The sequence below is a fragment of the Devosia sp. A16 genome (assembly GCF_001402915.1).
GTDB lineage: Bacteria > Pseudomonadota > Alphaproteobacteria > Rhizobiales > Devosiaceae > Devosia_A.
Genome location: NZ_CP012945.1, coordinates 1,903,035 through 1,923,520, shown reverse-complemented (window position 1 = coordinate 1,923,520; position 20,486 = coordinate 1,903,035). Strand labels below are relative to the sequence as shown.

Annotated in this window: 21 protein-coding genes; 16 read left to right on the top strand and 5 right to left on the bottom strand. The window is 65.7% G+C overall.

The window, feature by feature from the left end; translation table 11 throughout:
* Position 1: 1 nt before the first annotated feature.
* The 14 genes from APS40_RS24840 to odhB all read left to right on the top strand — a co-directional run bounded on the left by APS40_RS24840 (position 2) and on the right by odhB (position 13,016).
* The gene (locus APS40_RS24840) at positions 2–451 is read left to right on the top strand and encodes a hypothetical protein (RefSeq protein ID WP_156342887.1); all 450 of its coding nucleotides are present in this window, start codon (positions 2–4) and stop codon (positions 449–451) included.
* The gene (locus APS40_RS09345; RefSeq protein WP_055046790.1) at positions 448–876 is read left to right on the top strand and encodes a DUF3052 family protein; all 429 of its coding nucleotides are present in this window, start codon (positions 448–450) and stop codon (positions 874–876) included. The genes APS40_RS24840 and APS40_RS09345 overlap by 4 nt, the downstream gene beginning before the upstream one ends.
* 14 nt (positions 877–890) lie before the next feature.
* Positions 891–1,181 (top strand): hypothetical protein, encoded by a 291-nt coding sequence (locus tag APS40_RS09340; protein ID WP_055046789.1) that lies wholly within the window; start codon positions 891–893, stop codon positions 1,179–1,181.
* An 11-nt stretch (positions 1,182–1,192) separates the two neighbouring features.
* Positions 1,193–1,525 (top strand): hypothetical protein, encoded by a 333-nt coding sequence (locus APS40_RS09335; RefSeq protein ID WP_055046788.1) that lies wholly within the window; start codon positions 1,193–1,195, stop codon positions 1,523–1,525.
* A gap of 4 nt (positions 1,526–1,529) precedes the next feature.
* Positions 1,530–2,312, top strand: coding sequence for a succinate dehydrogenase iron-sulfur subunit (locus APS40_RS09330; protein WP_055046787.1), 783 nt, complete (start codon positions 1,530–1,532; stop codon positions 2,310–2,312).
* A 46-nt stretch (positions 2,313–2,358) separates the two neighbouring features.
* A complete protein-coding gene (locus tag APS40_RS09325; protein WP_055046786.1) occupies positions 2,359–2,538 on the top strand; it encodes a hypothetical protein in 180 nt (59 codons plus the stop codon).
* Positions 2,539–2,909: 371 nt separating this feature from the next.
* Entirely contained in the window at positions 2,910–3,455 is a 546-nt protein-coding gene (locus APS40_RS09320) for an AprI/Inh family metalloprotease inhibitor (protein WP_055046785.1), read from the top strand.
* 63 nt (positions 3,456–3,518) lie between these two features.
* The gene (gene zapE, locus APS40_RS09315; protein WP_055046784.1) at positions 3,519–4,667 is read left to right on the top strand and encodes a cell division protein ZapE; all 1,149 of its coding nucleotides are present in this window, start codon (positions 3,519–3,521) and stop codon (positions 4,665–4,667) included.
* Between the two features lie 114 nt (positions 4,668–4,781).
* Positions 4,782–5,744, top strand: a complete 963-nt coding sequence (mdh, locus tag APS40_RS09310) for a malate dehydrogenase (RefSeq protein ID WP_055046783.1) — start codon at positions 4,782–4,784, stop codon at positions 5,742–5,744.
* Positions 5,745–5,770: 26 nt separating this feature from the next.
* Complete coding sequence (locus APS40_RS09305; protein WP_055046782.1) at positions 5,771–6,322, top strand: hypothetical protein; 552 nt, start codon at positions 5,771–5,773, stop codon at positions 6,320–6,322.
* Between the two features lie 26 nt (positions 6,323–6,348).
* Positions 6,349–7,545, top strand: coding sequence for an ADP-forming succinate--CoA ligase subunit beta (sucC, locus tag APS40_RS09300; RefSeq protein ID WP_055046781.1), 1,197 nt, complete (start codon positions 6,349–6,351; stop codon positions 7,543–7,545).
* Positions 7,546–7,559: 14 nt separating this feature from the next.
* Positions 7,560–8,468 (top strand): succinate--CoA ligase subunit alpha, encoded by a 909-nt coding sequence (gene sucD, locus APS40_RS09295; protein WP_055046780.1) that lies wholly within the window; start codon positions 7,560–7,562, stop codon positions 8,466–8,468.
* A 162-nt stretch (positions 8,469–8,630) separates the two neighbouring features.
* A complete protein-coding gene (locus APS40_RS09290) occupies positions 8,631–11,627 on the top strand; it encodes a 2-oxoglutarate dehydrogenase E1 component (protein WP_055046779.1) in 2,997 nt (998 codons plus the stop codon).
* A 42-nt stretch (positions 11,628–11,669) separates the two neighbouring features.
* Positions 11,670–13,016: a 2-oxoglutarate dehydrogenase complex dihydrolipoyllysine-residue succinyltransferase gene (gene odhB / locus APS40_RS09285; RefSeq protein ID WP_055046778.1), complete on the top strand. Its 1,347-nt coding sequence runs from the start codon at positions 11,670–11,672 to the stop codon at positions 13,014–13,016.
* Positions 13,017–13,090: 74 nt separating this feature from the next.
* Here the strand turns inward: odhB and APS40_RS09280 are convergent, their stop codons facing one another.
* The 4 genes from APS40_RS09280 to APS40_RS09265 all read right to left on the bottom strand — a co-directional run bounded on the left by APS40_RS09280 (position 13,091) and on the right by APS40_RS09265 (position 18,407).
* Complete coding sequence (locus APS40_RS09280; protein ID WP_082434298.1) at positions 13,091–14,080, bottom strand: DMT family transporter; 990 nt, start codon at positions 14,078–14,080, stop codon at positions 13,091–13,093.
* Between the two features lie 458 nt (positions 14,081–14,538).
* On the bottom strand, positions 14,539–16,383 hold the full coding sequence (locus APS40_RS09275) for an autotransporter outer membrane beta-barrel domain-containing protein (protein ID WP_197279471.1): 1,845 nt from the start codon (positions 16,381–16,383) through the stop codon (positions 14,539–14,541).
* 259 nt (positions 16,384–16,642) lie between these two features.
* Positions 16,643–17,455 (bottom strand): FadR/GntR family transcriptional regulator, encoded by an 813-nt coding sequence (locus tag APS40_RS09270; protein ID WP_236884228.1) that lies wholly within the window; start codon positions 17,453–17,455, stop codon positions 16,643–16,645.
* A 25-nt stretch (positions 17,456–17,480) separates the two neighbouring features.
* A complete protein-coding gene (locus APS40_RS09265; RefSeq protein ID WP_082434296.1) occupies positions 17,481–18,407 on the bottom strand; it encodes a tyrosine recombinase XerC in 927 nt (308 codons plus the stop codon).
* A gap of 147 nt (positions 18,408–18,554) precedes the next feature.
* On the opposite strand from APS40_RS09265, the gene APS40_RS09260 reads away from it, so the two are divergent.
* Both APS40_RS09260 and APS40_RS09255 read left to right on the top strand, forming a co-directional pair.
* Positions 18,555–18,875 (top strand): hypothetical protein, encoded by a 321-nt coding sequence (locus APS40_RS09260; protein WP_055046775.1) that lies wholly within the window; start codon positions 18,555–18,557, stop codon positions 18,873–18,875.
* A 64-nt stretch (positions 18,876–18,939) separates the two neighbouring features.
* Positions 18,940–19,605, top strand: a complete 666-nt coding sequence (locus APS40_RS09255) for a L,D-transpeptidase (RefSeq protein WP_055046774.1) — start codon at positions 18,940–18,942, stop codon at positions 19,603–19,605.
* 279 nt (positions 19,606–19,884) lie between these two features.
* On the opposite strand, the gene APS40_RS09250 is transcribed toward APS40_RS09255, so the two are convergent.
* Positions 19,885–20,367 carry a VOC family protein gene (locus APS40_RS09250; RefSeq protein ID WP_055046773.1) on the bottom strand — a complete coding sequence of 161 codons (483 nt, stop codon included), beginning with the start codon at positions 20,365–20,367 and terminating at the stop codon, positions 19,885–19,887.
* Positions 20,368–20,486: the final 119 nt, after the last annotated feature.

The window sequence follows — 20,486 nt, the reverse complement described above, 5'->3', positions numbered from 1 at the left end:
GGTGAAGTGGATTCTGGTCACTGCCGCTTTAGGGACCAGTTCATTCGGTGCGGCTGCCATGGATGTGCGCACTGCTACCGAAGGGGAAATAGCCCGTTCACTTGTGGGATGCTGGCAACGTGAAAGCACCTTTGCCGAACGAAAGGCGCCCAGTTGGGGCATCCCTTACACTGTGACGGCCTGTTTCGAGGCTGACGGCGTAGTTTCTACCGGTTGGGTCGGCGGCGATGAGGGAATTGGGGACGCCGGCACCTATGAAGTCTCGGCTGGAAAGCTCCAGCTACGCGGACCCGGGCCGTCCGACGGTTGGACCTTTGACGCCAACGACCTCGATTGCGATGTCCTCATGAGCCTAGGCCGCGCCATGCGATTGCTGAACTGCGTGGGGCTTGGAGAGGATGCCGACACGGCGATCCCTGACTCGAGCTACGGCTTGCAGGTGCGCGATTGACTGCGGCGTCTGGCTATTCTGGCACACCCCTGCCACAGAAGCTTGGCCTGAAGGATGGTCAGCGGGTGCTGTTTCTGGGGTTGCCGGAGGAACTGGGCGAGCTGAAGTCGGCGCGAGATTTTGCTGAAGTCCGCGACACGCAGTGGGATGCATGGCGCGGCAGCACGGGCTGGGACTTCATCCACGGCTTTGCCACGTCGCGCGGCGTGCTCGAGGATAATGCCCGGCCGTTGATGGAGGCGATTACCCGCGATGGGATGATCTGGATTTCGTGGCCGAAGAAGGCAGCCAAAGTGCCGACCGACATCACCGAGGATACGATCCGCGAGGTGGTGCTGCCGATCGGACTGGTCGATATCAAGGTGGCCGCGGTCAGCGATGTGTGGTCGGGTTTGAAATTGATGATCCGCAAGGAACTGCGGTGAGTGAAACGGGGCGAATGATGAAGCGGGTTTTCGGAACACTGCTGGCGCTGGGGATGCTGTCGGGAGCCGCGCAGGCGGCGCCGAGCGCGGCGCAGAAGGCCGAGTTCTACAAGGTGTGCATGGGCATCGCCTCCGACGATGCGCTCTGCAGCTGCAAGGCGGATGCGGCGATGACGCTGATCGACGAGCAATTCATGGCGATCGTCATTTCGTCGATGAAGGGCAAGGCGCCGCCGGCCGACAAATATCAGGCGTACAACACCTACGTCGCCAAATCGAACCAGATCTGCAAGCCGAACTATTGAGGATTTCACCCATGTCGCCCAGCTCCACCAAAGCCATCGGGCTCGTCGCCGGGGCCTTCGCGACGCTCTGGCTCACCGGCTGCGGCGGGCTGTCGGCGGATGCGCAGGCCGTGGCGGATGCCTGCTCGAAAGTGCCCGGCGCCACGGCGGAAAGCTGCCAGTGCTATGCCAAGGAATTGTCGAGCAAGCTGAAGCCCGAGCTGATGAAGCTCGCGACCTATGCGCAGACCGACCCCGGCAAGCTGTTCGATCCCGCGGTGATCGGCAATCTGAGCGCCAATGACGTGATGACGGTGACCAATACGTCGGCCGCGGCGCTGAAGACATGCAAAATTGTAGGATAGTCCGATGGCTGAACTGACGCTCCCCAAGAACTCGCGGATCATGCCGGGCAAGACCTGGCCGAAACCCGCGGGGGCGACGCGGCTCAAGGAATACCGGGTGTACCGCTACGATCCGGACAGCGGCGAGAACCCGCGGCTCGACACCTATTTCGTCGATCTCGACGATTGCGGGCCGATGGTCCTCGATGGGCTGCTGTGGATCAAGAACAAGGTCGACCCGACGCTGACGCTGCGCCGCTCCTGTCGCGAGGGCATCTGCGGCTCGTGCTCGATGAATATCGGTGGCGCCAACACGCTGGCCTGCACCAAGGGCATGGACGATTTCGCCGGCCACATCAGCGTCTATCCCTTGCCGCACATGCCGGTGATCAAGGATCTGGTGCCGGACCTCACGACCTTCTACGACCAGCACCGCTCCATCGAGCCGTGGCTGAAGACCACGACGCCGACGCCGGAGAAGGAGTGGCTGCAGAGCCGCGACGACCGCGCCAGGCTCGACGGCTTGTACGAATGCATCCTCTGCGCTTGCTGCTCGACCTCTTGCCCGTCCTACTGGTGGAACGGCGAGAAGTATCTGGGCCCCGCCGTGCTGCTGCAGGCCTATCGCTGGCTGATCGACAGCCGCGACGAGGCCACCGAGGAGCGGCTCGACAATCTCGAGGATCCGTTCAAGCTCTATCGCTGCCACACCATCATGAACTGCGCCAAGGTCTGCCCCAAGGGGCTGAACCCGGCCAAGGCAATTGCCGAGATCAAGCAGATGATGGTGACGCGGGAGTTCGCATAAGCTGTACGAAATCGTCGCCGAGATCGAAGATCCATCCGTCGCCCGCGTGCTGATCGCGGCGCTGAAGGCGCACGGCTTTCACCCAAAGGAGGGCGGCGAGCACGGGCTGCCGGGGCTCGCAGGGGTGTACGGGCCGAAGGGCATTCCGATCGAGCTGCCGGAGGATGAGGCTGCAGATGGGAAAATTTTGGCCGAGGCGCTCGTCGCGGAGATGGTGAAGCGGTAGGGGCGGTGGGAACGTGGGGCCACCCCCACCCTTGATCCTCCCTACAAGGGGGAGCTATCGCGTATGGCGAGTCACCCGCCTCTCGGTGCGCAAAGCCATATGCGATAGCGCTGCTCCACAAGGGGAGAAGGCAAGAGGTGCCCAACGCTGCATATGCGAGGGTAGCTAAGCCAAGGCGGCTGGCCACAGCCACCCACCGCCGCTCCCTAACTCCGCCACATTAATCGCTGCATAGGAAAAGCGGGGCCTTGGCGGTTGACGGGTTTGCCGTTGACGCTGTATCGCCGGTCACCAATTCTTAACCATCTGGCGGAGCAGGGCCGATGATGAGTTCGAAACGCGCTGGCGTTTCCATTGCTGCAGCAGGTGTCTTGGCGCTCGTTCTGAGCGGCTGCGCCTCGAGCGGTGTGACCACCACCAGCATCGCGTCCACCGAGACCATCGCGCCGATCCAGGATTCCTCGGTGGCGAGCTCTGACCTCAATACGCTGCCGGGCAGCACCGTGCAGCAGGCCTCGCTGGCCCAGCCGGCGCCGCTGACGCCCGGCCAGCCCGCCCAGGTTGCCAATGCCGACGGGTCCTTTGCCCGGCTCGGCTCGGTGCCGCAGGCGGCAGGTCGCGATCTCTCCACCGGGCTGACGGTCGAAAAACTGCTGGGTGGCTGGACCGTGGTGTCGGGCGCCGAGCAGTGCAAGCTCAACCTGACGCAGACCACCAAATCCGGCACCTCGCGCTACCGCGCCTCGACGCCGGGCTGCGCGCTCGACGGCCTGAAGGTCGTGGCGAGCTGGCAGCTGGTGGGCAACCAGGTGCAACTGTTCGACGAGAATGGCGACATCATCGCCTCGCTGATCCACAGCGGCAGCCAGTTCATCGGCACCCTGGCCGGCGGCCAGGGGATCACGATGGTCGGATAATCTCCCAATGGTCGCGGGCTCGAACCGCCAAACCCCATCCACTTTGGCTGGGCGCGCTCCGTGATGTCACGCCAGCGGCGGGGGCACGCGGGCACACCAGTCACCGACCGACTGAACGCGCTGACGACGAGCGGCGCGTTGACGCCCGATCCGTTGCAGTTCAAGGCCGCCGCGGCGCTTGATCGCGTGGCGAGCGAACTCGCCACGCAGCAGGCGTCGCGTGGGTTCCTCGGCGGCCTGTTCGGCGGGCCCGCGCCGGTGCGCGGCGCCTATCTCGTGGGGCAGGTCGGGCGCGGCAAGACCATGCTGATGGACCTGTTCTACGGACTGGCGCCGACGGACAGGAAGCGCCGGGTGCATTTCCATGAGTTCATGGACGAGATGCACGAAGCGATCGCGGCGTTCCGCAAATCCAGCAAGGGCAAGGCGGAGAGCGCCGATCCGGTGGCGGCGGTGACCAGGCCGTTGCTCGACGAGGTGCGGCTGCTCTGCCTCGACGAGTTCCAGGTGCAGGACATCACCAATGCGATGCTGCTGGGACGGCTGTTCGACAAGCTGTTTGCCGGCGGGGTGACCATCGTCGCGACCTCCAACACGCGGCCCGACGACCTCTACGAGAACGGCCTCAACCGCCAGCTGGTGCTGCCGTTCATCGCCGAGCTGAAGCAGCATGTCGAGATCGTCGAACTCGACGGTCCCACCGACTACCGGCGGGTGAAGTTCGAGGGCGAGGCGGTGTACCAGTTCGGCGTCGGGCCGGAGGTGGATGCGGCGATGGACCGGTTGTGGCTGAAGCTCACGGGCGGCGCGCCGGGCGAGCCGACCGAGCTTTATTCGCTGGGCCGGACCATTCCCGTGCCAAGGGCGGCGATGGGCGCGGCGCGCTTCACGTTCACGGAGTTGTGCGACAAGCCGTTGGGCGCACGTGACTACCTCAAGCTCAGCCATGCCTATGAAGCGGTGATGATCGACCATGTGCCGCAGTTCGATCGGCTGCGCTCCAACGCCGCCAAGCGCTTCATCCTGCTCGTCGACACGCTCTACGACCGGGGCGCCAAGCTGGCGGCGAGCTTCGCCGTGCCGCTCGACGAGCTGGGCCAGGACGAGCGGACCAGGGCCGAGTTCGCGCGTTGCGTCTCCCGGCTCATCGAGATGCAGTCGGCGGACTATCTGGGAGCGCCGCATCGCGGCGAGGTCGTACAACCGGCCTAGCCATGCAATCGCTGCAGACCGGGCCGCTAGGACCTACGGCTGACTTGCCCCCGTCACCCTCTAGGGTTAATAGGAGCGCGCAATTTCCAGCATAAGCAAAACGGGGTTCGGTGGATGGCGCGCAAGAAGATCGCTCTGATCGGTGCGGGACAGATTGGCGGCACTTTGGCGCTGCTCGCAGCAACCAAAGAGCTGGGCGATGTGATCCTGTTCGACGTGGTCGATGGCGTGCCGCAGGGCAAGGCGCTGGACCTCAGCCAGTCCGGCCCGGTCGAAGGCTTCAACTCGACCCTCAAGGGCACCTCGGAGTACAAGGATATCGTCGGCGCCGACGTGGTGATCGTCACCGCCGGCGTGCCGCGCAAGCCCGGCATGAGCCGCGACGACCTGCTCGAGATCAACCTCAAGGTGATGGAGCAGGTGGGCGCCGGCATTGCCAAGTACGCGCCGGAAGCCTTTGTCATCTGCATCACCAACCCGCTCGATGCGATGGTGTGGGCGCTGCAGAAGTTCTCCGGCCTGCCGGCGAACCGCGTGGTCGGCATGGCGGGCGTGCTCGACTCGGCGCGCTTCCGTCACTTCATCGCCGATGAGCTCAAGGTTTCGGTCGAGGACGTCACGGCGTTCGTGCTGGGCGGCCATGGCGACACCATGGTGCCGCTGCCGCGCTACTCGACCGTCGCCGGCATCCCGCTCCCCGACATCGTCAAGATGGGCTGGATGAGCAAGGAGAAGCTCGAGCAGATCATCCAGCGCACCCGTGACGGCGGCGCCGAGATCGTCGGGCTGTTGAAGACCGGTTCGGCGTTCTACGCCCCGGCCGCCTCGGCCATCGAAATGGCCGAGAGCTATCTCAAGGACAAGAAGCGGATTCTCCCCTGCGCTGCCTTCCTCAAGGGCGAATACGGCGTCAAGGGCACCTATGTCGGCGTGCCGGTGCTGATCGGCGCCGGCGGGGCAGAGAAGATCGTCGAGATCTCGCTGTCGGGCTCCGAGCAGAAGGCGTTCGACAAGTCGGTCGCGGCGGTGAACGGCCTCGTCGAGGCGTGCAAGAAGATCGCGCCCAAGCTGGCCTGACGCTCCCGTCCGACCGAAAGGCTACCATGCGCACCGCATCGGCCCTGCTCATCCTCGCAGCCGTCGCCGCCTCCAGCGGCGGCGCCCAGGCTGCGAGTGTCTACAGCAAGATCGTCGATGCCGACTGCACGGTGCTCAAGACCTATGAGGACGGCGGAGCCGATCTCCGCTGCCCCGGTCACGCCGGGCTCGACGTCTTCGTTTCGGAAGGCGATGCGCGGCTCGACGTCGATTTCGGCGTCAAGAACGACAGCTTTGAGACCTTCTCGGCTTTCAACAACATCGGCGACACCGTCGAGTGGCTGACCAATGCTGATGGCGCCGCCGAGGCGGCGATCATCCGCTACCTGATCAGCGTCGATGGCCGCGAGGCGCAGGCCTTGGTGATCTCGCGCGTCGGCTCGAAGAACGAACCCGGCTGCGTGGTCGGCGTCGTCGATGCAGCGCTCGAACAGGCCAATGGCGTGGCCCGCGGCATCGGTGCCATGGCGCCGCTGTTCGACTGCACTGCCGATCGCGTGGTGATCGCGCCCGGCGCAAGCGAACTGGTTGCCGGCTTTTCTGGAACAAATTCGTAGGCCTCGGACCGAGGCGAAGGAGCAGCATGAACATCCATGAACACCAGGCCAAGGCGCTGCTGAAGACCTACGGGTTGCCGGTGGCCGACGGAGTGGCGATCTTCACGCCCCACGAGGCGGAAGCCGCGGCGCTCGAACTGCCCGGCCCGCTCTATGTGGTGAAATCGCAGATCCATGCCGGCGGCCGCGGCAAGGGCAAGTTCAAGGAACTGCCTGCCGACGCCAAGGGCGGTGTGCGGCTCGCCAAGTCGGCGGCGGAAGTCGCCGCCAATGCCAAGGAAATGCTGGGCAACACGCTGGTCACCAAGCAGACCGGCCCGGCCGGCAAGCAGGTCAACCGGCTCTACATCGAGGACGGTGCCGACATCGCGCGAGAGCTCTATTGCTCGCTCCTGGTCGACCGTTCCACCGGCCGGGTGTCGTTCGTGGTTTCGACCGAAGGCGGCATGGACATCGAGGCGGTGGCGCACGACACGCCGGAAAAGATCGTCACCGTCGATATCGACCCGACCGTGGGCGTCACGGCCAGGGACGTGGCGGAGATCGTCGCGGCGCTCAAGCTCGACGGCGCGGCCGCCGAAGATGCCAAGTCGGTGTTCCCGGCGCTCTACAAGGCGTTCGTCGAAAAGGACATGTCGCTCCTCGAAGTGAACCCGCTGATCGTCATGGCCAACGGCCATATCCGGGTGCTCGACGCCAAGGTGAGCTTCGACAACAATGCAGCCTTCCGGCATCCGGAACTGGCCGAGCTCCGCGACCTCACCGAAGAGGACGCCAAGGAGATCGAGGCGTCGAAGTTCGACCTCGCCTATGTGGCGCTCGACGGCAATATCGGCTGCATGGTCAACGGCGCCGGCCTCGCCATGGCGACCATGGACATCATCAAGCTCTACGGCGCCGAGCCGGCCAACTTCCTCGATGTGGGCGGCGGCGCCAGCAAGGAGAAGGTGACGGCGGCGTTCAAGATCATCACCGCCGATCCGGCGGTGAAGGGCATCCTGGTCAACATCTTCGGCGGCATCATGCGTTGCGACATCATCGCCGAAGGCGTGATCGCGGCAGTGAAGGAAGTCGGCCTCAAGGTGCCGCTGGTGGTGCGCCTCGAAGGCACCAACGTCAAGGAAGGCAAGGCCATCCTCAACTCATCCGGCCTCGACGTGATCTCGGCCGACGACCTCGACGACGCGGCGCAGAAGATCGTCGCTGCCGTAAAGACCCGCTGAGCCAGGAAGAAGCAATGTCGATTCTCGTCAACAAAGACACTCGCGTCCTGGTGCAGGGGCTGACCGGCAAGACGGGCACGTTCCATACCGAACAGGCGCTGGCCTATTACGGCACCAAGATGGTGGGCGGCGTGAACCCCAAGAAGGCCGGAGAGGTGTGGACCTCGGGGCTCGATGCTTCGGCCACGCTGCCGGTGTTCGCCTCGGTCGCCGAGGGCAAGGAGCGCACCGGCGCCACCGCCTCGGTGGTCTATGTGCCGCCGCCTGGCGCCGCTGACGCCATCATCGAGGCGATCGACGCGGAAATCCCGCTGATCGTCTGCATCACCGAGGGCATTCCGGTGCTCGACATGGTGCGGGTCAAGGCGCGGCTCGACAAATCGAAGTCGCGGCTGCTCGGCCCCAACTGCCCGGGCGTCCTGACGCCGGAGGAGTGCAAGATCGGCATCATGCCCGGCTCGATCTTTTCCAAGGGATCGGTGGGCATTGTTTCCCGCTCGGGCACGCTTACTTATGAAGCGGTGTTCCAGACCACCAATGCCGGGCTCGGCCAGACCACTGCGGTCGGCATCGGCGGCGATCCGGTCAAGGGCACCGAGTTCATCGATATGCTCGAGATGTTCCTCGCCGACGAAGCCACCAAATCCATCATCATGATCGGCGAAATCGGCGGCTCGGCCGAGGAAGACGCCGCGCAGTTCCTGATCGACGAAGCCAGGAAGGGCCGCAAGAAGCCGATGGCCGGCTTCATCGCCGGGCGCACGGCTCCCGCCGGCCGGACCATGGGCCATGCCGGCGCCGTGATCTCGGGCGGCAAGGGCGGCGCCGAGGACAAGATCGCGGCGATGGAACGGGCGGGCATAAAGGTGTCGCAGTCGCCTGCGAGGATTGGCCAAACCCTGGCCGACGTACTAAAAGGCTGAGGCGAGGGCGGAAGCAGATGGCGGGGCGCGGGTGGTTTCCCGCGCCTTAACGTCAAACAAAGAAGTTGCGGGCAGGTTGGCCCGCAACGACACAGGGCCCGGTCGAGAGAAATCCCGGGCGTTTGAGAAGGATGGCGGGGTGCACGCCTCGCGACGCTGGACATGACCCGACAAGAAAAGAACGAACAGTTCTTGCTTTCTTCTTTCCTCTATGGCGGCAACGCCGACTACATCGAAGGGCTCTATGCCCGCTACAAGGCCGATCCGGCCTCGATCGATCCGACCTGGGCGTCGTATTTCGATCGGCTCGAGGATGCTCCCGCCGACATCGACAAGAATGCCGAGGGCCCGAGCTGGCAGCGCCAGGATTGGCCGCAGTCGGCCAATGGCGAACTGGTGTCGGCGCTCGACGGCAACTGGGGCGAGATCCAGGTCAAGGTGCAGAAGGCGGTGGTCGAGAAGGCCAAGGCCGAACAGGCGCCGGCACCGACCGCCATCGACGTGCTGCAGGCGACGCGCGACTCGATCCATGCCATCATGATGATCCGCGCCTACCGCATGCGCGGGCACCTGCATGCCGATCTCGACCCGTTGAAGATGCGGGCCGAAGAGCCGGCGCCCGAGCTCGAGCCCTCGGCCTACGGCTTCACCGAAGCCGATTACGGCCGCAAGATCTTCATCGATAACTATCTGGGGCTCGAGTACGCGACGGTTCCCCAGATGCTGGAGATTCTCCAGCGGACCTATTGCTCGACCGTCGGTGTCGAGTTCATGCACATCTCCGATCCCGAAGCCAAGCAGTGGATCCAGGAGCGCATGGAAGGGCCGGACAAGGAGATCAAGTTCACGCCCGAGGGCAAGAAGGCGATCCTCAACAAGCTTGTCGAAGCGGAAGGTTTCGAGAAGTTCCTCGACGTCAAGTTCACCGGCACCAAGCGGTTCGGTCTCGATGGCTCGGAAGCACTGATCCCGGCCCTCGAGCAGATCATCAAGCGCGGCGGTTCGCTCGGCGTGAAGGATATCGTGCTCGGCATGGCGCATCGCGGCCGGCTGAACGTCCTGACCCAGGTGCTGGCCAAGCCGCACCGGGCGCTGTTCCATGAGTTCAAGGGTGGGGCGTTCTACCCCGAGGAAGTCGAAGGCTCGGGCGACGTGAAGTACCACCTGGGTGCTTCGGCCGACCGTGAGTTCGACGGCAACAACGTGCACCTGAGCCTCACCGCCAATCCGTCGCATCTCGAGATCGTCGATCCGGTGGTGCTGGGCAAGGCGCGCGCCAAGCAGGACCAGCGTTCGGCGGTCGATGGGCGCTTCCTCGCCGATACGCGCCAGACCGATCGCTCGGTGGTGCTGCCGCTGCTGCTGCATGGCGATGCGGCGTTTGCCGGCCAGGGCGTGATCGCCGAATGCCTCGGGCTCAGTGGTCTCAAGGGGCACCGTACCGGCGGGTCGATCCACGTGGTGATCAACAACCAGATCGGCTTCACCACGGCGCCGATGTATTCACGCTCCTCGCCCTATCCGACCGACGTCGCCAAGATGATCGAGGCGCCGGTGTTCCACGTGAACGGCGACGATCCGGAAGCAGTGGTCTATGTCGCGAAGGTCGCGACCGAGTTCCGGCAGCGCTTCGGTCGTCCGGTGGTGATCGACATCTTCTGCTATCGCCGCTTCGGCCATAACGAAGGCGACGAGCCGAGCTTCACCCAGCCTTTGATGTATTCCAAGATCCGTAGCCACGAGACGACGCTGGATATCTATTCCAAGCGCCTCGTCGGCGAGGGCCTGGTGACGGCGGATGAAGTCGACAGGATGAAGGCCGACTGGCGGGCGCATCTCGAGCGCGAGTTCGAGGCCGGCCAGGATTTCCGCCCCAACAAGACCGACTGGCTCGACGGCGTGTGGAAGGACCTGAAGCGCGCCGATGTCGAGGGGGCGCGCCGCGGCGACACCGGCGTCGAGCTTGCCGACCTGGTCAAGCTGGGCGAGCGGCTGACGGCGGTGCCGGCCGGGTTCAACGCCCACAAGACGGTCAAGCGCTTCATGGACAACCGGCTCGCCGCGATCGAGTCGGGCGAAGGCATCGACTGGGCCACCGGTGAAGCGCTGGCCTTCGCGACGCTGCTGGAAGAGGGCCATCCGGTCCGCCTGTCGGGCCAGGACGTCGAGCGCGGCACCTTCAGCCAGCGCCACTCGGTGCTGAACGACCAGGAACGCGACGGCGAGACCTATACGCCGCTCAACAACATCGCCGAAAAGCAGGCGCGCTACGAGGTCATCAACTCGATGCTCTCGGAAGAAGCGGTGCTGGGCTTCGAGTATGGCTATTCGCTGGCCGAGCCGAACACGCTGACCCTGTGGGAAGCGCAGTTCGGCGATTTCGCCAACGGCGCGCAGGTGGTGGTCGACCAGTTCATCTCTTCGGGCGAACGCAAGTGGTTCCGCATGTCGGGGCTCGTGATGCTGTTGCCGCACGGCTATGAAGGCCAGGGGCCGGAGCATTCGTCGGCCCGTCTGGAGCGCTATCTGCAGAGCTGCGCCGAGGACAACATGCAGGTGGCCAACTGCACGACGCCGGCCAACTATTTCCACATCCTGCGCCGGCAGATGAAGCGCGACTTCCGCAAGCCCTTGGTGCTGATGACGCCCAAGTCGCTGTTGCGTCACAAGAAGGCAGTGTCGGGACTGGTCGAGTTCGGGCCGGAATCGACGTTCCATCGCCTGTTGTGGGACGATGCGGAAGCGCCGGGCGTGCCCAAGACGACGATCAAGCTGGCGCCCGACGAAGAGATCCGCCGCGTGATCCTCTGCACCGGCAAGGTCTATTACGACCTGCTCGAGGATCGCGAGAAGCGCGGCATCAACGACGTCTACCTGCTGCGGCTGGAGCAGCTCTATCCGTTCCCGGCCAAGGCTTTGCTCGACGAACTCAACCGGTTCAAGAACGCCGAGATCGTCTGGTGCCAGGAAGAGCCCAAGAACATGGGTGCCTGGGCGTTCGTGCAGCCCTATATCGACTGGGTGATGGACCAGATGGGGCGTCCGGGCGACCGGCCGCAGTATGTCGGCCGCGCCGCCTCCGCAGCGACGGCGACCGGCCTGATGCGCACGCACCTGCAGCAGCTGCAGGCCTTCCTCGAAGAAGCGTTCGCCAAGTAGTAGCATCGCCTAAAGTGGCAAGAAAACTGAAGGACCAAACTGATGGCGACTGACATCCGGGTGCCCACGCTGGGCGAGAGCGTCACCGAGGCGACGATCGGCCAGTGGTTCAAGAAGGTGGGCGATGCCGTCGCCGCCGATGAGCCGGTGGTGGAGCTCGAGACCGACAAGGTGACCATCGAGGTGCCGGCCCCGGCGGCGGGCGTGCTCGAGACCATTACCGCCAATCCGGGCGATACGGTCAATGTCGGAGCGCTGATCGGGGCGATCGCTGCAGCCGGGTCGTCAGTCGCTGCCGCCGCCCCGGCCGGTGCCGCCAAGCCGGTTGAAATCCCGCAGCCGGCGGCAGTCGCCGCCGAGCCGGCGACGAAGCCGGCCAACGGCAATGGGGTCGCGGTGCCGCCGGCGCCGAGCGCCCAGAAGCTGATGGCGGAAGCCGGCCTGACCGACGCCGATATCAGTGGCTCGGGTCGTCGCGGCCAGATTCTCAAGGAAGACGTGCTGGCCGCCGCGACCAAGCCCGCTGCCGCTCCGGTTGCGAGCGTTGCCGCAGCTGCTCCGGCTGCCGCGCCGAAGCCGGCTCCGGCCCCGGTTGCAGCGCCTGCTCCGGCTCCTGCCCCCAAGGCTGCCGAGCCGGCTCCGGCGCCGGTCCCGGCGCAGCCGCGCGGTCCGGTGAATGCCAGTGACGACGGGCGCGAGGAGCGGGTGAAGATGACCCGGCTGCGCCAGACCATCGCGCGGCGCCTCAAGGAAGCGCAGAATACAGCCGCCATGCTCACCACCTTCAACGAGGTGGACATGAAGCCGGTGATGGACCTGCGCAATTCTTACAAGGAACTGTTCGAGAAGAAGCACGGCGTGAAGCTCGGTTTCATGGGCTTCTTCACCAAGGCGGTGACGCACGCGCTCAAGGAGATCCCGGCGGTCAATGCCGAGATCGACGGCGACGACCTGGTGTACAAGAACTACGCCCATATCGGCGTGGCCGTCGGCACCGACAAGGGCCTCGTGGTGCCCGTGGTGCGCGACGCCGACCAGCTGTCGATCGCCGGCATCGAGAAGGACATTGCCCGGCTGGGCAAGCTGGCGCGCGACGGTCAGCTCTCGATGGCCGACATGCAGGGCGGCACCTTCACCATTTCGAATGGCGGCGTCTACGGCTCGCTGATGTCGACGCCGATCCTCAATGCCCCGCAGTCCGGTATTCTCGGCATGCACAAGATCCAGGAGCGGCCGGTGGTCGTCGGCGGCGAGATCGTCATTCGCCCGATGATGTACCTGGCGTTGAGCTACGATCATCGCATCGTCGACGGCAAGGAGGCGGTGACCTTCCTCGTCCGCGTCAAGGAAAGCCTCGAGGCGCCCGAGCGGCTGGTGCTGGATCTCTGATCCACCGGCCAGCGCAAAAGTTCAGGGGCTCGCTGCGGCGGGCCCCTTTGTTTTTGGGATTGGCGGGAGAACGCTCAGGCCGTGCTTTCCTCGAGTACTTTCACCTTGGGCTTTTCCTTCCGCGTGAACAGGAACACTCCGCCCAGCACCAGCGCCGTGCCGATCGCGTGGTAAGGGGTGAAGGCTTCGCCGAGGATGGAGATGGCGAGCCCCACGGTCACCACCGGCGAGACGTTGCCGATGATGGCAGTGCGCTCGGGGCCGATCAGGGCGATGGCGCCGGAGATGCAGTAGGCGGGGAGCACGGTCGAGACGGTGCCGATGGCCAGCATCAAGAGGAAGCCATTGCCGCTCACCGCCAGGTCGCCCACCGGGTGGGTGAAGAGGAAATGCACAATCACCGCGGGCCCGGCGCCGCTCATCGCGATGGAGGTGAAGAGCTGCGGGCCGAGCTTGTCGATCAGCGGCTTGGCCATGATCTGGTAGGCGGCGTAGGCGATGGCAGAGCCGAACACCAGGGCCGCGCCGAGCAGCACGTTGTCGCCCTCGATCCTCAGGTCATGCCAGAAGATCACGCCGATGCCGAGATAGGAGACGACGAGCGCCACAACCATCGGCAGGGTGATCCGACGCTTGAAGAAGATGGCGCCGAACAAGACGACGAAGAACGGATAGGTGAGCAGGATCAGCCGGTCGAACTGCGCGCTGATATATTCGAGCGCCGAGAAGTCGAGATAGCTCGCTACATAATAGCCGATGACGCCGACGCCGAGGGTCTGCGCCAGGACCGGCCAGGTGAGCACCGGGGGCGCGCCCGCCGGCTGCGTCGCCAGCTTCTTGCGGTAGCCGAGGATGCCGACGGTCAGGAATATCGGTACCGCGACGATCATCCGCCAGGTGAGCGTCGTCACCGAGTCGATGCCCTCGAGCAAAGCCAGCTTGATGACGATGCCCTTGGTGGCGAAGAAGGCGGCGCCGGCGAGCGCCAGCACGATGCCGGCCCAGGCGAATTGCCGCAAGCCCGGGCGGGAGAGGGACGGGGAAGGCGCAGTCTCGGAAGACATTTGGCGGGTCCAGTTCTGGCCCTGCCATCAGATCACCGGATCACCCGCGCCTGATGGCGGGGCCGGTGAGCAACATGCGGGTCAAACAGCCGTCGCGTCCCGGTCCCCGGAGGGGATAAGGCGAATTTTGCCAATAATTAGGATGCAAACGGTCATGGCGGGATAGGTACGCTTCGCCGGTATGGCTGTAAAGTAGGTGTTTGCGTGAACGGTGCGTTCGGTGGGGGCTCCCTGTTCTGATGCAGCGCCCATCGACGAGCTTGCCCACCAGACAGCCCCAGAAACTCGGTGTCATCCCAGCGAAAGCTGGGACCCATTTCGCAGCCCGCTCCAGTGGAGAGTTGGGTCCCAGCTTCCGCCGGGATGACAATCGGTGGGTTGGAGAGTTCCGGAACAAGCACCTGAGCGCCAGAGGCGGCCTGACGAGGTCGCCCCATCAAATCGCGGCGGACGTGGGCTCAGAACCTCACGCCAAAACCGAGCTTGACGCTGTGGTTCTGGGCGCTCTCGGCAAGCTGTCCGGAATAGCTGGCGGTCAGCGTGGCGTCGGCGCTCAGGGCCAGGTCGAGGCCGGCTTCGAGGCTCAGAGCGTCCTTGGCGATCGGCACACCGACGCTGTCGAACGAGGCGCCGGTGGGAATCGCCAGTTCGATCGCGGTCTGCGTGTCGGCGAGCGCGTGCTGCCAGCCGACCTGGGCGTGCAGCTTGCCCGTTGCCTCGCCGAGGTCGAGCGGCGCGGTGACCCGCAGGCCCAGCGTGGTGAAGGCGTTCTGGTCGGACGAGCGTCCGGCCGACAGAGCCGCGTTGGTGCCGCCGGTTTCCTCGAAGGCGTCGGTCGAGTGGGAGACGAGCGCGAGGCCGGCGAAGGGCGACAGCAGCGCAGCGCCGAGGTCGAACCGATAGTCGAGCTCGCCATAGGCTTGCAGGGTGCGCGCGGCGTACTCGGCGGACAGCCGTTCGCTGAAGGCCGGGAAGACGACGCTGCGCTCGGTCGCGATGTCGTGCGCCGCCAAGCCGGCGCCCAGCTTGAGGCCGAGATCGCCGAAGTGCGTGCCGGCATAGACGCCGAACTGGTAAGTGTCGCTGGTGGCGCTCGAGGCGCGATCGGTGACACTGAAGCTCGTGCGACCATAGCCGGCGGAGAGGCCGACCAACCAATCGCCCAGCGTGCTTTCGACGCCGCCGATGAAGCCGGCCGAACGCTGCTCGAAGCTCGCCGCGTCGCCCGCCGCATCGGTGCGACCGCGCGAGGCCAGCGCCTCACCCCAGAATACCGGCCCGTCGCTCGGGGCCGTGAAGTCGTTCATGCGGCGCAGCGTCGCCTCGCGCAGCACCCGGCTGTCCGTCAGCAGCGCGCCGCCGATATCGGCATGGATTTCGCCTGACAGCGTATTACCGGTCGGACGGAGATACTTGTAGAAGCCGACGCCCTCCTCGCCGCTCCCCGGTGTGCTCTCCTCGCGATTGAGCACGTTCATCGACCAGCCGTCCCCGGTCCAGCGGATCGACAGGCCTTCCACCTCCTGCTCGCCGTCGATCTTCAGGTTGCCGATCGTCTCGACCTCGCCGGTGACGAGGTTGGCGCGCATCAGCAGCTTTTCGTCGTTGTCGGTGGCGAAGTACATGTAGCCGTTGAGGAGCTTGCCGCCCTGCGCCTGATCCACCACCTGCGACAACGGGATGTACTGCTTGAAGCTGAAATCGGCGAGGTTGTAGACCGCGAGCTCGGTGGCGTTGTCATAGGCCATGCCGTAGGCAAGGCCGGCTTCCGCATCGACCGCCACCCAGCTGGCAATGTCCTTGATGCCGTTCGGCGGATTCACCGTGTAGGCCTCGCCGGTCCAGGTCAGCGTCGCGGCGTCGTACACCGCGAAGACCGGGTTGGAGTACTTGTTGCCGGTGATCGGATCGCGCTGCGTCGAGTCGAGCGAGATGTAGAGCTTGCCGTTGGCGTAATCGATGTCGCCGATATGGTTCAGCGTCACGTCGGTATAGCCGTTCGCCAGCCCCACCTGTGACAGGATGGCGTCGGTATCGATCCGGATGGTGCTGAAGGTCTCGTCGGTGATCTCGAGCGAATGGGTGCCGGAGAAGTACCAATTGGTTCCATCGGTGGTCACCCCCTGGCCGCGGGCCGGATCGGCATCGAGAAAGAAGGTGCGTTGCACCATGATCCACGGCTCCTCGGCCATGGCGGGGGCGCTGAGGCCGGCGAGCATGCTGGAGCCGAGCAGGGCGGCCAGCACCGCCTGGGTTCGAAGACGGGAGGGGTGGCGGAGGGCGCCGCGGAAACGAGAACGCATTGTCGGGCTCATTGCTGTCGGGTTCGGGTGCGGCGACGTCGGGGGCTGCCGTCGGCGTCAGGCCGATCGGTCCCGGTGCGCCCCGGGGCGCCGCACGTGTTACGCCAGCGCATCTAAGGGCGTGGGATGACAGTCAGGTGACGAATAATAATATTAATCATATTATATCGCCGACGACCGCAGGACGCTATCGCGGCCGCGCACGCGATAGCGTCCGGTGATGTCAGTCGAGTGTCGGCGGAGCGGGGCCGGCCGGCGCTCAGCCGGCGGCCGGGGACACGCCAATGGCGCGGGCGACGTCGCGTTCGGCGTCATCGAGCAGTTTGAGCAGGGCCTCCCGCGCGCCCTCGGCGTCTCCACTCCTGATGCAGTCGATCACCCGCCGGTGCAGCGGTAGCGACGGCCGCTGGCCCAGCGGGTTGGCATCGGAGAGGCGGAAGCTGATAGCCAGCGCCGCCGCCATCAGTGCGGCCAGCGAGCCGATCAGCTCGTTGCCGGTCATGCGCAGGATGAGCTGATGGAAGGCGAGGTCCGGCTCGGCGAAGCGCGGCCCGTCATCGGCATATTGCTCCATCAGCGCGAAGTAACCCTCGAGCTCGGCGATCTGCTCGGAGGTGGCGCGCCGGGCGGCAAGCGCTCCGGCCTCGGGCTCGATGGCCCGCCTCAGTTCGAACAGCGCGCGCGTATCGGCGCGGTCGGTGGTCGCGCCGTAGCGCCAGGCCAGAAGATCGGGATCGAGGAAGTTCCAGTGTCCGCGCGGCCGCACCCGGGTGCCGGTACGCGGGCGGGACTCGAGCATGCCCTTGTCCGAGAGGACGCGGATCACTTCGCGCATCACCGTCCGGCTGACCCCGTAGGCCGCGCTCAGCTCCTCGACATTGTCCAGTTGGGTGCCCGGCGGCAGGTCGCCGCGCAGGATGCGGCCGCCGAGCTGCTGCAGCAGCGATGCATAAAGGCTCACGCCGGGCTGGTGGGCGACTTTCACGGGCATGTCGGCGATCCGGTCCGAACCATATGATGATTGGCCGTAGCTCATATTGCCTTCGTCGGCCGGCTGGAAGCCCGACGGCAACAATAGCTGCAGCGGTGGTTCCCGGTCAGGCCCTCGGATGCGCCGCCCGGTAGCTCTCGAGCAGGCGCTCGGTGTCGACCGCCGTGTAGATCTGGGTGGTCGAAAGCGATGCGTGCCCCAGCAGTTCCTGGATAGCGCGCAGATCGCCGCGCTTGCCGAGCAGGTGCGTGGCGAAGCTGTGGCGCAGGGCGTGCGGCGTTGCCGAAGGCGGCAGGCCGAGGGCACCGCGCAGCTGCTGCATGCGCAGCTGAATCAGGCGCGGCGACAGCGGGCCGCCTTTCTCGCCGCGAAAGATCGGCTCGTCGGGGCCGGGATGGAACGGGGTGAGGCCGAGATAGGTGTCGATGGCCTGGCGCACCGGGGCGATCAGCGGGACGAGGCGGGTTTTTCCGCCCTTGCCGGTGACCCGCAGCGCGCTCGCCTCGAGATCGGCGCGGCTGAGGGCGAGGGCTTCCGAGATACGCAGGCCGGCTCCGTAGCAAAGCGAGATCACGGCCATGTCGCGGGCCGCAACCCACGGGATGTCTTCGAGTTCGTCTGTAGTCCGGATGGTGGCCTTCGCCTCGAGCACGGTCAGCGCCTTGGGCAGCGAGCGCTGTTGCTTCGGTGTGCGCACGGTGTTGAGCGCTTCGCTGGCGAGGATGCCCTCGCGTTCGAGATAACCGAAAAAACTCTTGATGGCGCTGAGCGCCCGCGCCAGCGAGCGCGAGCCGAGACTGTCGCTGCGACGGGCGGCGATAAACGCCCGGATGTCGGCGGCGCGGAGTTGACGCAAGGTTGCGAGACTGACCTCGCCGCCGGTGTGAGCGGAAAGGAACGTGACGAACTGGCCGAGATCGCGCAGGTAAGCTTCGAGCGTCAGCGGCGCGAGGCGCCTGACAGCGCCGAGATCGCGCTGCCAATTGGCGATATGGGCGGCAAGGCCGGCGTCGGCGAGCAGGGCGTGGGACATGCGCGGAGTGTGCAATCACCAGGTTAGGATTCGGCAAACGTCAGGGTGTTGCAATCGAGCACCACCCAACTGCCGAACCCCCGGGTACCCAACACGCGGGCGTGAGGGGCCCTTTGCCTGCCTTATTTCGCGGGCTATGCGGGCGGCATGCATCGGCTCCTTGCCATATTGACGCTGGGCGTCGCGCTGCTCGCGCTGTTGAGCCCCAGCTTCGCGGCTGGGGTGTGCATCGCCAATAGCGGGCTGCCGACGGTGAGCGCCAGCCACGAGGGTGGACCGGCGCATCTGCCGAACCCTTGCGAAATGCAGGGCGGCAAGCGGGTGCTGCCGCCGCAACCGGAACTGAGCCGGCGGGTGGTCGAAGAGCCACGCGCCACGGTGGCGCAATGGGCCCGGGGCCTGGCCGACCAGCCGATGCGGCAAGGCCGGTCGCCGCTCGCGGAACTGCCCCCGCCCCGGCTGGCCTGACTCCCCAAGCCATCGCCATCAAGACCCAACGCGGCCATCCCTGCCGCCAATCGAGACATTTGAAATGACTGACCTGATCATCGGCCGCCGGGCGTTGCTCGCCGGGGCGGCGAGCTTTGCCGCCCTCGCCCTCGCCGGCTGCGCCACCTCTGGCGCGCCCCGGCTCGACACCGAAACCAAGCGCATCCCTGACGACGTCCTCGCCATGTATGCGGCGCGGCCGGAGGAACGCTTCCCGATTCCGGCGGCGCGCATGGATCTGATCGAGCCGCAGTTCTGGCGCCAGGTGGTGGACGATCCGACGGGCGAGCGGCCGGGCACCGTGGTGGTCGATACCGCGCACCGCTTCCTCTACCTGGTGCAGGAAAACGGCAAGGCTATCCGCTATGGCGTCGGCATCGGCCGCGACGGCTTCACCTGGTCTGGGCGCGGCGTGATCCAGTACAAGCGCGAATGGCCGACCTGGACGCCGCCGGGCGAGATGATCGACCGGCAGCCCGAGCTCGAGCCCTATCGGCACGGGATGGCGCCGAGCCTCGAGAACCCGCTGGGCGCTCGGGCGCTCTACATCTTCAAGGACGGGCGGGACACCATCTACCGCCTGCACGGGGCGACGGACGAGCGCACCATCGGCAAGGCGATCTCGTCGGGCTGCGTGCGGCTGCTCAACCAGGACGTGATCGACCTCTACCAGCGCGTGCCGTCGGGGTCGCCGATTCTGGTGATGTGAGGACGCTTCTCGGCCGGGTCCTCCTGCGGCGGCCGAGATGCGCGGCAAGTCGGTTGGTCGGTGAGCTACCACCCCTCACCCGTCTCGGCCTACGGCCGATCCACCCTCTCCCCGACGGGGAGGGGAACAGTGGTGACCACAGCGCTCTCCGGATTCTTCTCCCCGTCGTCACGGGACGAGGGCATAGCCCTCGTCCGGAGGTGGCGCGTAGCGCCGGATGAGGGGAAAGCCACGATGCGGGCTGCATCGTAGCAGCTCACATTCCAATGCTTAGGCGCATCAATGCTTCAGCGCCTCGGCCAGCGTGTTCTGCACGTAGGTCATGGGTTCCGACCATCTTGGGTCGCCCCAGCGCTGCTGCATCTGCGCTTTCGAGACCTCCTCCACCCGCTGCTGCAGCCACCAGATGTTGCCGAGCGGATCGCGCACGCGGGCGACGCGGTCGCCGAAGGCGAGCAGGGTCGGCTTGGTGACCTCGGTGGCGCCGGCCTCGAGCGCCCGGGCGAAGCCCTTGCGCGCATCGGGCACGTAAAGCCGGATGAAGGCGGGCATGGGCGCAACGCCGGGCGGCGCATCGAAGGCCATGACGATGGCGTCGCCGATGCGGATCTCGGCATGGCCGATGCTGCCATCGGCATTGGCCATGCGACCCAGTTCCACGCCGTCGAAGGCGGCGGTGACGAAATCGATGAGCTGCTGCGTATCGGCGGAGATGATCCACGGCGTGACGGTGGTATAGCCTTCGGGAATCGTGCTGGGCATGGGACGCTCCTCATGGTTTGGGCACGGATGTCTTGAACCGAGACTGCTGACAGAACGCGGCAGCAGGCCAAGAGTTTGGCAAAGCCTCTTGCAATTGCTATCCAGCCGTGAACAAAGCA

Coding starts and splice junctions, on each gene's coding strand:
- zapE (WP_055046784.1), top strand. CDS start 3,519: ATGTCACGCCAGCGGCGGGGGCACGCGGGCACACCAGTCACCGACCGA.
- APS40_RS09340 (WP_055046789.1), top strand. CDS start 891: ATGATGAAGCGGGTTTTCGGAACACTGCTGGCGCTGGGGATGCTGTCG.
- APS40_RS09290 (WP_055046779.1), top strand. CDS start 8,631: ATGACCCGACAAGAAAAGAACGAACAGTTCTTGCTTTCTTCTTTCCTC.
- APS40_RS09305 (WP_055046782.1), top strand. CDS start 5,771: ATGCGCACCGCATCGGCCCTGCTCATCCTCGCAGCCGTCGCCGCCTCC.
- sucD (WP_055046780.1), top strand. CDS start 7,560: ATGTCGATTCTCGTCAACAAAGACACTCGCGTCCTGGTGCAGGGGCTG.
- APS40_RS09275 (WP_197279471.1), bottom strand. CDS start 16,383: ATGCGTTCTCGTTTCCGCGGCGCCCTCCGCCACCCCTCCCGTCTTCGA.
- sucC (WP_055046781.1), top strand. CDS start 6,349: ATGAACATCCATGAACACCAGGCCAAGGCGCTGCTGAAGACCTACGGG.
- mdh (WP_055046783.1), top strand. CDS start 4,782: ATGGCGCGCAAGAAGATCGCTCTGATCGGTGCGGGACAGATTGGCGGC.
- APS40_RS09280 (WP_082434298.1), bottom strand. CDS start 14,080: ATGTCTTCCGAGACTGCGCCTTCCCCGTCCCTCTCCCGCCCGGGCTTG.
- APS40_RS09335 (WP_055046788.1), top strand. CDS start 1,193: ATGTCGCCCAGCTCCACCAAAGCCATCGGGCTCGTCGCCGGGGCCTTC.
- odhB (WP_055046778.1), top strand. CDS start 11,670: ATGGCGACTGACATCCGGGTGCCCACGCTGGGCGAGAGCGTCACCGAG.
- APS40_RS09330 (WP_055046787.1), top strand. CDS start 1,530: ATGGCTGAACTGACGCTCCCCAAGAACTCGCGGATCATGCCGGGCAAG.
- APS40_RS09250 (WP_055046773.1), bottom strand. CDS start 20,367: ATGCCCAGCACGATTCCCGAAGGCTATACCACCGTCACGCCGTGGATC.
- APS40_RS09255 (WP_055046774.1), top strand. CDS start 18,940: ATGACTGACCTGATCATCGGCCGCCGGGCGTTGCTCGCCGGGGCGGCG.
- APS40_RS09260 (WP_055046775.1), top strand. CDS start 18,555: ATGCATCGGCTCCTTGCCATATTGACGCTGGGCGTCGCGCTGCTCGCG.
- APS40_RS09265 (WP_082434296.1), bottom strand. CDS start 18,407: ATGTCCCACGCCCTGCTCGCCGACGCCGGCCTTGCCGCCCATATCGCC.